Raw genomic sequence first — 12,387 nt, forward strand, 5'->3', positions numbered from 1 at the left:
TATTACAGTGAAATACCAGAGAATGACATAAAGCCAAGACCCATCAAGCCAACAGTGATGAAGGTAATACCTAAACCACGTAAACCATCTGGTACGTCTGAATACTTCATTTTCTCACGGATACCTGCAAGTAATGTAATTGCAAGCGCCCAACCCACACCAGCGCCAATACCATAAACAACAGACTCGCCGAAGTTATAGTTACGCTCAACCATGAAGGCTACCGCACCAAAAATTGCACAGTTAACTGTGATTAGTGGTAAGAAAATACCTAATGCGTTGTAAAGCGGTGGGAAGAACTTATCTAATGCCATTTCAAGAATTTGCACTAGTGCTGCAATAACACCAATGAAAGTTAAGAAACGTAAAAAGCTAAGATCTGCTTCTGGGTAACCAAGCCACTCTAGTGAACCTGGTGCTAATACCGCATGGTAAACCAAGTTGTTAACCGGTACTGAAATACCTAATACAACAATAACCGCTACACCTAGACCAATTGATGTAGTTACTTTTTTAGACACGGCTAAGAAAGTACACATACCTAGGAAGAATGCTAACGCTAAGTTTTCAATAAAAACGGCTTTTACAAATAAACTAATATAATGTTCCACTTATCGCCCCTTACGCTTTAGCTTCTACTTGGTCTTTCTTATAAGTACGAAGTACCCAAATGAATAAACCAATGATGAAGAATGCACTCGGTGGTAAGATCAATAGACCCATAGGTTGGTACCAACCACCATTTTGTACTAATGGAATAATATCAACACCGAATAGTGAACCTTTACCGAATAACTCACGAATAAAGCCAACAGTAAGTAACACTACAGAGTAACCTAAGCCATTACCAATACCATCAAGGAAAGACATTAATGGCGGCGACTTCATTGCATAAGCTTCAGCACGACCCATTACGATACAGTTAGTAATGATTAGACCAACGAATACTGATAACTCTTTTGCCGTAGCGTAAGAGAAAGCTTGTAGTACTTGGTCAACCACGATTACTAATGATGCAATAATCGTCATCTGTACGATGATACGTACTGATGAAGGGATATGGTTACGAATAGTCGAGATAAAAAGGCTAGAGAATGCAGTTACCAAGGTCAATGCAATTGACATGATTAATGCATTTTTTAAGCTAGACGTTACCGCTAGCGCAGAACAAATACCAAGTACTTGTAATGCGATTGGGTTGTTAGCGAAAACTGGACCAAATAGGACCGCCTTCATTTCTTTAGTATCAGCCATTAGTTCAATGCTCCTTTACGTACTTTCGCAAGGAAAGGGCCAAAGCCATTTTCGCCAGTCCAAAAATCAACTGCATGGTCAACACCATTAGACGTTAATGTAGCACCTGAAAGACCATCGATCTTATGCTCATCACCGGCTGCAGTCCCTTTAACGATTTGGATTGGTAACTCTTTACCTTCCCACGTTGCAGTCCACTGTGGGTTTTGAATTTCACCACCTAGACCAGGTGTTTCGTTATGTTTGTAGAAAATGATGTCTTTAATAGTTTCGCCATCGCTTTCAAGCGAGATAAAACCGTACATTAAACCCCATAAACCATAACCCTGAATAGGAAGGATGATTGCATCAGTAGAGCCATCGTCTTTTTTAGAGATATAAACAGGCGCACGCTTGGTAATACGTTGAATACCGGCGATGTCTTTAATACCATTCTCTTTTAAAGATTTACTTAAATCAGCATCGTATTTGCTTTTTTCAAAGTCAAAATCTTCTACCGGCTCAGCAAACTCACCACTTTGCATATCAACAAAGCGAGTTTCGATTTTAGCATCAAACGTTTCGGCAACGTTATCAACTTTGCCAATACCAGCAGCAGCTAAGATATTGCTTTGAATATCTTTTGCTTTATTTGCTTTTTGCAGAGGGCGTAGTTGTACAGATGTTAGCGATACAATAACTGCACACACTAAACATAATGAGACAACAACAGCTAGCGTTTTGCCAATTGATTCGTTATTACTAGACATTACGTGCCAACCTCCGCTTGATATTAGCTTGCACTACAAAGTGATCGAATAAAGGTGCAAACAAGTTAGCAAATAAGATTGCTAGCATGATGCCCTCTGGGTATGCAGGGTTAACAACACGGATCATGATAACCATAAAGCCAATAAGCGCACCGTATGCTAATTTACCTTTATCAGTAAATGCAGCAGATACAGGGTCAGTTGCCATAAAGAACATACCGAATGCAAAACCACCCAATACCATGTGCCAGTACCAAGGCATAGCAAACATCGCATTGGTTTCAGAACCAATGGTGTTCAGTATTGATGAGGTTACTACCATACCTAGGAATACACCTAGCACGATACGCCAAGACGCTATGCGCACGTAGATTAGGAATAAACCACCAATAAGTACAGCTAGTGTAGACGTTTCGCCCATAGAACCTTGAATGAATCCGTAAAACGCATTCCACCAAAGCTCAATATCAGTCGCGTAATTTAACGTACCAGCAAACGCTTGACCAAGCATCGTCGCGCCAGAGAATGAATCTACGGCAGTCCATACTGTGTCACCTGAAATTTGTGCAGGGTATGCGAAGAATAAAAACGCACGACCAGCAAGCGCAGGGTTTAAGAAGTTACGGCCTGTACCACCAAATATTTCTTTTGCTATAACTACACCAAAAGTAATACCTAGCGCAACTTGCCATAAAGGAATCGTTGCAGGCAGAATTAATGCAAACAATACAGAAGTTACGAAGAAACCTTCATTAACTTCATGCTTACGCACAGAAGCAAATAACACTTCCCAGAAACCACCGACAATAAAGGTAGTTGCATAAATAGGTAGGAAGAAACAGGCTCCGTAGAACATTTTCGCCCCCCAGCCTGCATCAACGGTTAATTCACCGCCAAGTAACTGGAATAAACCTACTTGCCAAATATTCGCTAGCTCAAAGCCATTACCAAGTGCAATTGCAGCTTGATGGCCAATATTGAACATACCAAAGAACATGGCAGGGAACGTCGCCATCCACACTAAAATCATCATGCGTTTTAGGTCGATGTTATCACGAACGTGAGTTGAACCTTTATTTACGTAACCTGGCGTGTAAAAAATAGTCGCAGCAGCTTCATACAGCGCGTACCATTTCTCATGCTTACCACCTGGTTCAAAATGTGGTTCGATATCTTCTAAGAAAGTTTTTAAGCCCATTTTAGCCTTCCTTCTCGATCGTAGTTAAGCAATCGCGTAGGGCTGCGCCGTACTCGTATTTGCCAGGACAAACGAAGGTGCATAACGCTAAATCTTCTTCATCTAATTCAAGCGCACCTAATGAAATTGCACTGTCTAAATCACGAGACAATAAGTCACGTAATAAAAGCGTTGGCAAAATATCAAGTGGCATAACACGCTCATAGCTTCCAAGTGGAACCATGGCACGTTTTGAACCGCCCGTAGACGTTGTCATTTTAAATAAACGACTCGGTGTAAGGTGAGACAAGAATGTACGCGTTACAGAGAATTTATCACTACCTGGTGCAATCCAGCCAAACAATTCTTTTTCGCGACCTTCAAGTAATACAGATACTTGAACGTGGTAACGGCCTAAGAATGCATGAACACCAGACGACGTAGCACCTGCAAGTACAGAACCAGAAATAACACGGTTATCACCGTCTTCTAATTCACCTGCTACTAAGTCATCTAATGAAGCACCTAATTGTGTTTTCACTAAACGAGGATTCTTAACACGCGGACCTGCAAGCGAAATCACACGGTCTGTGTAAATTTCACCAGTAAGGAAAAGGTGACCATACGCAATAACGTCTTGGTAACCAATGTGCCAAACTTGCTTACTAGCAGATACTGGGTCAAGGTGATGGATATGAGTGCCAACAAGGCCAGCTGGGTGCACGCCACCAAACTCATGTACTTCTACTTGAGCAATAGGTGAACTAGGAACTTGACTGCCTGCTTGCTTACAAACAAATACTTTGCCATCGGTTAAACGTGACACAACAGCCAAACCTGCTTCAAACGCTTTCGCATTTTCAGCAATAACTACTGCAGGATCTGCAGCAAGTGGATTGGTATCGATAGCTGTCACAAAAATAGAGCTAGGATTTGCATCCAACGCCGCTATTTTACTAAATGGGCGAGCACGAAGTGCTGTCCATTGACCCGATTGAACTAGTACTTCTTTAGCTTTTTCACGGTCTAAGCTGTTAAGCTCAGTTTCCGAGAAAGAACCAAAGGTGATTTGCTCACTGCCGTTTACTTCAATAACAACAGATTGCAGAACACGTTTAGCACCGCGATTAATTTCTTTTACTGTACCAGAAGCTGGTGCAGTAAATAATACGCCTGGGTTCTTTTTATCTTCAAAAAGTACCTGGCCTTTTTTGACTTGGTCATCCACACGAACATGCATGGTTGGACGCATACCGATAAACTCTTCACCTAGCACAGCTACACGTTTGACGGCAGAACCATCATGAATAACTTGCTGAGGTGCGCCCTCTAAGGGTAAATCCAGACCTTTTTTTATATTGATCATACGCACTTGCACTACATTAACGGAAAGAAACTGAAAAATCGTACCAACCACGCCGCTATTTGTATTATTGCAAGCTATAAAATGACTCGCTATAGATACCAAACAAGCAGCGCAGTAAAACTCCTCACATATTGCTTTGATTTTAACATTATTGTGACTGACTATGCGAGTGTATTTATGAAAATTATACGAGAGAAACGTTTATTTAGTTTTGTAATTCATAATTAATAAAATACAAGCTAGACCAAAGTGGTAAATAAACCAACAATTAGCAAAAATTTTTTCAAATCAAGGCTAAAAACAAAAAAGTCGCACTAGGCGACTTTTTCAAAATTGGGTTACTAGCGACAGATTAATCAATCATATTTGCAATTGGCGCAACAGGATTAACATCTTGCTCATAATCAACCGTATCAATGCCAAAACCAAACAGGCGTAAAAACTCATTATGGTAGCCCACGTAATCCGTTAACTCATCAATTGAACTTGTGTCTACACTATCCCAAATAGTTTGAACACGTGCTTGAACGTCATCTTCCAGCTCTTTGTAGTTTTGGAATAAATGTCCACCCTCATCAAAACGTGGTGAATCACCATATAGGTTTTCACTAAATAACGCATGAATTTGCTCAATTGTGCCCTCGTAAGTGCCATCAGCCTTCATCACTTTAAATAATGCAGAAATGTAAAGCGGCATTATTGGGATTGCCGAGCTTGCTTGGGTAACAACCGCATTAAGTGAAGAAACGTAAGCTTCGCCATTTAAATCTTGGGTAGCGGCTTTAATAGCTGCAGTGGCACGGTCTAGATCTTCTTTTGCCTTACCTATGGTTGCATGTCCATATATTGGCCAAGTTAGTTCTTTACCAATGTATGTGTAAGCCGTTGTTTTAAAGTTATCTGCTAGTACATCAGCGTCTTTAAGGGCGTCAATCCACATTTCCCAGTCTTCGCCACCCATTACTTTAATGGTGTTGTCGATATCGTCTTGGTTTGCTGCTTCAACAGTTACTTCATCAATTTCACGCTTTGACGTATTTAAGTTTTTAGTCGTTACCGCATTACCAATTGGCTTAAGTGTTGAAGAAAACACTTCCCCTGTATTTGGATCAGTACGACGAGGTGATGCTAAGCTGTAAATAATACAGTCAACTTTACCTAATTCGGCTTTAATGGTGTCGATTGTTTTTTGTTTGATTTCGTTAGAAAACGCATCACCATTAATATTTTTAGACCATAAGCCTTCAGCTTCAGCGGCTGCTTGAAATGCCGCCGTGTTGTACCAACCCGCAGAGCCTGTTTTACGTTCAGTGCCTTCTTTTTCAAAGAACACACCCAATGTTTTAGCGCCACCACCAAATGCAGCGGTAATACGAGATGCAAGGCCATAACCTGTAGACGCACCAATAACTAATACATTTTTAGGCGCATTTTTTAATGCTCCTTGCTGCTTAACATAATTAATTTGTTCTTGAACATGCTCTGCACAGCCAACTGGGTGTGCATTGGTGCAGATAAATCCGCGAATTTTAGGCTTAATGACCATTGATCATCCTATATCTTTTACAATAAAAATTAGCGCTAGTTTAAAGGCTAAAACAAAAAAAACTGATCTGATCAGTTACTCACTGCTCAAACCAATCCACTATTACCTGTTATCCAACTTTTGAGCCGCCCATACAATTAGGCGATTGCGGTGCCTCTCCGTCGTGCTCGGTAAACTCTTCAGGAGTGTAAGTGTGCATAGCAAGCGCATGAATATGATTTGCCAGCTCATCTTTTAAAATTTCATTAATTTCACGATGACGCTGCAATAATCGCTTACCAGCGAATTCCTCACTGACTACAATCACTTTAAAGTGAGATTCAGTCCCCGCACTGTGCATATGGCTTTCGTTAATAACATTTAAATGCTTACACGCAATAGCATTTGCTAGCTTGTCACGTATTTGTTGTTGCATTGACATAAAAACCACCCTCAAAATTCAGTTATATGGTTACTATAACAACTGCGGCTACACCATGGCTAATGCTATTTAACTGAAACTATTATTAATATAGCGAAACGTTAAACTTATCCGCGGGTGTTTAAGCGTAGTTTGTTTAGGCAACGCATGTTGGTAATTTTGTTGGCTCTGTCCGTTCATTATTAAACAACTACCACTTTGTAATTTGATGTTAGTAATGCTGTTGCTTACTTTGTGTTTAAGTTTAAATAACCGCTCTGCACCAAGCGACACACACGCTATGGTAGGCTCAGGCCCTAGCTCAGCCTCGTCATCGCTATGCCAACCCATACAATCGTGGCCATCCCGATAATAATTAACCAAAATTGAGTTAAATGGTTGCTGTAAGTGATTTTCTAAACGTGTTCGCATGGCAAGTAATACGTCTGGCCAAGGCTCTAAGTCGAGTTTATGCCCAGAATAACCGTACTCAAGATTTTCTTCGCTGATAAAACATTGTAGCCTAGGTATTGGCCCCGTTTTACCAAACACTGTAATGTTTGGCTGTTGCCAATTTAGGTTTTGCTGCAAATAATAAAATAAATCGAGGCTTTTTTGTGCGCTAAGTACCTTACTTTGATAAGAAAAGCCATTTGGTAACAGTTGGGGGTTGGCGTTTGGCGGTTGCATGTTAGAATTTACCTATCATTTGATTACCGATCATTAAACTATTATGACTACGCAAGCTACGCTCGGCGATAACACTTTTACTCTTGAACGCTTTCCTTTGGATCAAAAAAACCGCAGCTTACAAGCGTGGGATTCAGCAGACGAATACCTTATTGACTATGTTAATGAACACTACCCTGATTGTCGCTCGTTACTGATCTTAAACGACAGCTTTGGTGCACTTAGCTGTTACTTTAGCAAGCAACAATTAACAGTTTGTTCAGTAAACGACTCATATATTAGCCATCAGGCGGCTGCTTATAACTTAGCGGAAAACAAAATCGCGACGACGGCGTTTAGCCAGCTTGATAGTTTATCGGCTCTGCCTGAGCAAGTAGACCTAGTGTTGGTAAAAGTACCACGCACGTTGGCTTTTTTACAATATCAGCTATCTGAATTAAGCGAGGTGCTCGCGCCAGATACGCCAGTTATTGGTGCTGCAAAAACTAAAGACGTGCATAACTCTACTATTAAAGCATTTGAAAACTTTATTGGTGAGACGAAAACAAGTCTTGCAGTAAAAAAATCACGTTTAATTATTAGCCAAGCTGCTGGCGGTTATAAAGGCGCAGATTTCCCAGTCAGCTGGCCACTTGAAGGCACTGATTTTACAATAAGTAATCATGCCAATGTGTTTTCGCGTGATTCACTTGATATTGGCGCACGTTTCTTTTTCAATTACTTGCCGCAAACAAATAAAGCAAAAAATATTATTGATTTAGGCTGTGGTAATGGCGTGGTTGGCTTAATGACATTAGCGCGCTGTCCTAATGCTCATATTAGCTTTGTTGATGAGTCGTATATGGCGGTTGAATCAGCTCGACTCAACATTGAATTAAACATGGAAGACAAGTTTGAACAATGTACTTTTATAGAGAATGATTGTTTAACTGACTTTGAACGTGAAAGTGCCGATATTGTATTGTGTAATCCGCCATTTCACCAAGCACAAGCGGTTACCGACCACATCGCGTGGCAAATGTTTAAACAAGCAAAAGACACATTAAAAGAAGGTGGCGAGCTGCGTATTATTGGCAATCGTCATTTAGATTATCATGACAAACTAAACCGTATGTTTGGTAACTGTACTTTATTAGGCTCTAATAAAAAGTTTGTGGTACTCAGCGCAACAAAAAATAGTGGGACGTTATAAATGAAACTCATAAAGATATTATTGAGCTGTTGTACTTTAGTGGTTTTTTCGGGATGTGCCAATCAGCCTAATCAGCTTATTCTCAATCCCGTCTATAAAAGTGGACAAATAAGCTCAATCAATAACAGCTTAAACACCAGCGTGATTGATTTACGTGGTGACAGTGCAACCTTAAAGCTTATTGAATCAAGCAAAACAAAAACCATTGCCAGCACGGGTATTACTGAGTCAGTTAAAAGTGCGCTAGACAGTGCGCTTAGTCGCAATGGCGCTAGCATTTCTAATTTAGCGCAATTGCGCTTTGAGTTAGATATTCATGCACTGCAAGCTGTGGTTACAGAAAAGCTAATGAGCCATACCAGTGATGCCAAGATTGAATTTGAAGTACGAGTGATTCGCCCTACCAGTAATTTCAGTAAGCGTTATAGCGGTAATGCTAATCTATCTGGTCCACTTGGTCATGATAGGGCAAAAATTGAAGGTCAGCTCAATAAGTTGACTGAGCAGTTAATTACCCGCATTGTATCTGACCCTGAATTAATTGCATTTTTAGAAGGTTAATAATGAAGCAACTTTTTTTAATCTGCGTAAGCTTATTTTTTAGCGTAAATAGTTTAGCGGCACAAGAAGGCCGCTTTGTGCAAAAAGATAATATTTTCCCTCGAGTAGAAATTGTGACATCGTTGGGCAGTATTGTGGTTGAGCTAGACCGCTCAAGAGCCCCTATTACGGTCAATAACTTTTTGACTTACGTGTCTGATAAAAGCTATCAAGGCAGTGTGTTTCATCGTGTAGAACGCGATGTAGAAAATGACCGTGACTTTGTAATTCAAGGCGGTGGTTATGATAAAGATTACGATGGCCTGCATGAAAACGACCCTATTTTTAATGAAAGCGGTAATGGCTTAACTAACGATATGTATAGCATTGCTATGGCCTATCAAGATCGAGAACCACACTCAGGAACGCGTCAGTTCTTTTTTAACATGGATGACAATGACCATTTAAATCCAGGGCGAGATTGGGGATTTGCCGTGTTTGGCAGTGTTATGGAAGGTTATGAGACGCTCGATAAAATCATGTCTGTAAAAACGGGTTTTAATGATAAAATTGGCTACAACTTTGTCCCTGAAAAACCGGTTGTTATATTAAATATCAAGGTGCTTGAACAAGTTCCTTTATAACCTTTTATCAGAGCAGCTTTGGCTGCTCTTTCTATGAGCCAATGAGCCCCTATGAATAGCACACTTTCTGTTCGCGAATACTTTTCTTATTTTAAAGATAAACGTTTAATTAATGTTTTTATATTTGGAATGAGCAGTGGTTTTCCGTGGGTGTTAATTGGCTCGGTAATGTCGGCTTGGCTTAAAGATGAAGGTTTGAGTCGCAGCATGATAGGCTTATTTGGCATTGTGTTTGGTGCCTATAGTATCAATTTTTTATGGTCGCCTTTAATAGATCGCACTAAACTGCCCTTTTTGTACAACTGGCTTGGTCAGCGTCGTAGTTGGATCCTGTTTTGCCAAAGCTTTATTTTACTTGGCACGTTACTACTTGCAGGGCTTGATCTAAAAGCAAACCTAGCGATTGCCGCCGCACTTTGCTTGCTGATCGCCATAGCCTCTGCAACGCAAGATATTGCTATAGATGCTTTTCGAATAGACACTCTTAGTGAAAATGAATCTCACAAAGCCACCGCAGCCGCCGCAATGGCTACATCAGGTTGGTGGACAGGTTATGCTTTATTAGGGGCTGTGCCCTTTTACATGGCAGATATGCCAAACATAGACTGGCCGCAGGTCTATTATTTTTTATCTGCGATTATGCTGTTATTAATTAGCTGTGTGTTTTGGGCTAAAGAGCCGCAATCAAATCGCGAAGCCGTTCATGCCGAGCTAGAACGTGTTTACCTTGAAAAGCTCGCAACAACTAAACAAACTCCACTAACAAAAACACTCGCATGGTTAGGCGTTACCGTGGTTGACCCATTTAAAACCTTTTTTGCTAAAAATGGGGTTAAAACCGCTTTAGCACTGCTGGCATTTATTTTCTTATTTAAAATTGGTGAAGCATTTTTAGCACGAATGTCGATTGTATTTTATAAAGAAGTGGGCTTTAGTAATACCCAAATAGCAAATTACTCCAAGCTGGGCACGGGTTTAATCACCATTGTATTTGCCTTTTTGGGCAGTATTTTTAACCACAAATATGGCATAGTAAAAGGCTTATTTATAAGTGGCATAGCCATGGCTGCATCTAACTTAATGTTTTCTTGGATTGCTTTAGCAGGGCCACAAGAACACTTATATGCAATGGCAATTGTAGTTGATGGCTTTACCCAAGCTTGGTCTTTAGTGGCAATGGTTGCCTTTATATCTATGCTGTGTGACAGAGCATTTAGCGCCACCCATTATGCGCTATTGGCATCATTGGGTAATTTAGGGCGTACGTTATTATCGAGTTATAGTGGCGTAGTTATCGATGATTGGCTAATGGGGAATTGGTCATTATTTTTTGTTTTAACAGCACTTATGGTTTTACCTTCATTAATATTTTTATATCTAATTAGGCACAAACTATATGCATTAGAGCAAAATTATCATAGTAGGTAACACCTAATGCATCCCTGCATTAGTATTGGCTGTAGACGTTAGATTTAACTTTACGATTACAGCCTAACAGCGTTAGTCAGCTTTAATTAAGCTTAATGCTTCATACGGGTCAACTTCTAATGCATTACAGTAGCGAACAAACTCAATCACATCTAAGCGACGCTCTTGATTTTCAATTTTGCCAATAAAAGAATGTGGCGTACCCAAAATTTGCGCTAGGCTGCGCATTGTGTAGCCTTTTTCATGGCGCTTAGTTTTAAGCCACTTTGTTAACTTTGCATTTTCTTCCGAAGATACGGTTTTACCCATCATATACAACTCCTACTCGTTGTTTAACTGTACATATTGCCAAGTGCTCATTGTGATCAACACTATAAACTCACTGCCACTAACTAAGGCGCAGTGTAAACGCTTACAATTCAATCAACAAAAACACTCAAATATGTACTAACTCTTTATTATTGTGAAAAATGAAACCTTGCCCGTTTCATTCTTGGATACATTATATACCATTCACCGTTGATCTGAATGATTAATTGGTAATTCTACGATTAAAGTTTAACAACAAATATTTACTAAGTCTGAATAAGGTTAAATATTTTATAACTTTTTTGTTTCATTTAAATATAAGCTGTTTATTATTAAGGTCTATTGACCCTAGCTTATAGAGATCAAATCATGTTTAGACTACTCTTTTTACTACCTATTATTTTGTGCATAGGTTGGTACTTTTTTTTACGCCATTATGCTATTCCATTAAAGCAGGGTAAAAAAGGCTTTATCTATATTTTAGTCTTCTCTGCGTTTGTGCTTGGCTTTTTTGTGTTAATGATGCAAATAACAGAGTACAGCCCAACTGAGTTATGATTTTTTAAGCACATAAAAAAACCGCTGATTAAGCGGTTTTTTTGGATAACGATATTTTTATACGCTAAAACTAGCACCACAACCACATGTAGTGGTCGCATTAGGATTTGAGACAAAAAAACGTGCCCCCTCTAATCCTTCTGTGTAGTCAACTTCGCCATCAACTAAATATTGGATACTCATAGGGTCAATGACTAAGGTAACCCCATTTTTAACAATTTCTAAATCGCCAGGATTCGCTTTTTCATCAAAAGTAAAACCGTATTGAAAACCTGAACACCCACCGCCTGTGACATAAACACGCAGTTTTAGATCTGGGTTTTCTTCTTCGTCGATTAACTGTTTAACACGCACAGCGGCTGCGTCGCTAAACTTAATGGGTAATTCTTCAGACATCTTATAACCCTCAATACCTTAATACTAATGCGCGAGATTATCTAATACCTGAGTATTTTAATCAAGTATAGTTAATCCATGCTTCCACGCCCCAATGATAACATGGCTTGTTTAGCTCACTCTGTGAATAGGTGCAGA

Annotated in this window: 15 protein-coding genes; 5 read left to right on the forward strand and 10 right to left on the reverse strand. The window is 39.8% G+C overall.

Annotation, left to right across the window (positions count from 1 at the left end; all coding sequences use genetic code 11):
* Window positions 1-2 precede the first annotated feature (2 nt).
* The 8 genes from nqrE to DK924_RS15530 form a co-directional block, all read right to left on the reverse strand.
* Entirely contained in the window at window positions 3-611 is a 609-nt protein-coding gene (nqrE, locus tag DK924_RS15495; RefSeq protein WP_006791490.1) for an NADH:ubiquinone reductase (Na(+)-transporting) subunit E, read from the reverse strand.
* Between the two features lie 10 nt (window positions 612-621).
* A complete protein-coding gene (locus DK924_RS15500) occupies window positions 622-1,254 on the reverse strand; it encodes an NADH:ubiquinone reductase (Na(+)-transporting) subunit D (protein WP_006791491.1) in 633 nt (210 codons plus the stop codon).
* Window positions 1,254-2,003, reverse strand: coding sequence for a Na(+)-translocating NADH-quinone reductase subunit C (locus DK924_RS15505; protein ID WP_008111895.1), 750 nt, complete (start codon window positions 2,001-2,003; stop codon window positions 1,254-1,256). The genes DK924_RS15500 and DK924_RS15505 overlap by 1 nt, the downstream gene beginning before the upstream one ends.
* Window positions 1,996-3,201 (reverse strand): NADH:ubiquinone reductase (Na(+)-transporting) subunit B, encoded by a 1,206-nt coding sequence (locus DK924_RS15510; RefSeq protein ID WP_008111893.1) that lies wholly within the window; start codon window positions 3,199-3,201, stop codon window positions 1,996-1,998. The genes DK924_RS15505 and DK924_RS15510 overlap by 8 nt, the downstream gene beginning before the upstream one ends.
* Before the next feature lies 1 nt (window position 3,202).
* A complete protein-coding gene (locus DK924_RS15515) occupies window positions 3,203-4,546 on the reverse strand; it encodes a Na(+)-translocating NADH-quinone reductase subunit A (protein ID WP_054202028.1) in 1,344 nt (447 codons plus the stop codon).
* A 352-nt stretch (window positions 4,547-4,898) separates the two neighbouring features.
* Window positions 4,899-6,092, reverse strand: a complete 1,194-nt coding sequence (fabV, locus tag DK924_RS15520) for an enoyl-ACP reductase FabV (protein WP_109875614.1) — start codon at window positions 6,090-6,092, stop codon at window positions 4,899-4,901.
* A 109-nt stretch (window positions 6,093-6,201) separates the two neighbouring features.
* Entirely contained in the window at window positions 6,202-6,513 is a 312-nt protein-coding gene (locus DK924_RS15525) for a BolA family transcriptional regulator (RefSeq protein ID WP_010391086.1), read from the reverse strand.
* A gap of 69 nt (window positions 6,514-6,582) precedes the next feature.
* Window positions 6,583-7,182, reverse strand: a complete 600-nt coding sequence (locus DK924_RS15530; RefSeq protein WP_010391085.1) for an alpha-ketoglutarate-dependent dioxygenase AlkB — start codon at window positions 7,180-7,182, stop codon at window positions 6,583-6,585.
* A gap of 43 nt (window positions 7,183-7,225) precedes the next feature.
* Here DK924_RS15530 and DK924_RS15535 point away from each other — a divergent pair, with 43 nt between their 5' ends.
* The 4 genes from DK924_RS15535 to DK924_RS15550 are packed head-to-tail and all read left to right on the forward strand — an operon-like array spanning window position 7,226 to window position 10,986.
* Complete coding sequence (locus tag DK924_RS15535) at window positions 7,226-8,374, forward strand: methyltransferase (protein WP_008111883.1); 1,149 nt, start codon at window positions 7,226-7,228, stop codon at window positions 8,372-8,374.
* Window positions 8,375-8,935, forward strand: a complete 561-nt coding sequence (locus DK924_RS15540) for a YajG family lipoprotein (protein ID WP_008111881.1) — start codon at window positions 8,375-8,377, stop codon at window positions 8,933-8,935.
* Window positions 8,936-8,937: 2 nt separating this feature from the next.
* Window positions 8,938-9,558 (forward strand): peptidylprolyl isomerase, encoded by a 621-nt coding sequence (locus DK924_RS15545; protein WP_109875615.1) that lies wholly within the window; start codon window positions 8,938-8,940, stop codon window positions 9,556-9,558.
* Between the two features lie 51 nt (window positions 9,559-9,609).
* A complete protein-coding gene (locus DK924_RS15550) occupies window positions 9,610-10,986 on the forward strand; it encodes an MFS transporter (RefSeq protein WP_109875616.1) in 1,377 nt (458 codons plus the stop codon).
* A gap of 72 nt (window positions 10,987-11,058) precedes the next feature.
* On the opposite strand, the gene DK924_RS15555 is transcribed toward DK924_RS15550, so the two are convergent.
* Complete coding sequence (locus DK924_RS15555; RefSeq protein ID WP_008111877.1) at window positions 11,059-11,298, reverse strand: helix-turn-helix domain-containing protein; 240 nt, start codon at window positions 11,296-11,298, stop codon at window positions 11,059-11,061.
* A 366-nt stretch (window positions 11,299-11,664) separates the two neighbouring features.
* On the opposite strand from DK924_RS15555, the gene DK924_RS15560 reads away from it, so the two are divergent.
* A complete protein-coding gene (locus DK924_RS15560) occupies window positions 11,665-11,853 on the forward strand; it encodes a hypothetical protein (protein WP_109875617.1) in 189 nt (62 codons plus the stop codon).
* Between the two features lie 57 nt (window positions 11,854-11,910).
* On the opposite strand, the gene erpA is transcribed toward DK924_RS15560, so the two are convergent.
* Window positions 11,911-12,249 carry an iron-sulfur cluster insertion protein ErpA gene (gene erpA, locus DK924_RS15565; RefSeq protein ID WP_002958911.1) on the reverse strand — a complete coding sequence of 113 codons (339 nt, stop codon included), beginning with the start codon at window positions 12,247-12,249 and terminating at the stop codon, window positions 11,911-11,913.
* Window positions 12,250-12,387: the final 138 nt, after the last annotated feature.

The sequence above is a fragment of the Pseudoalteromonas sp. meg-B1 genome (genome assembly GCF_003173795.1).
Lineage (GTDB): Bacteria > Pseudomonadota > Gammaproteobacteria > Enterobacterales > Alteromonadaceae > Pseudoalteromonas > Pseudoalteromonas undina.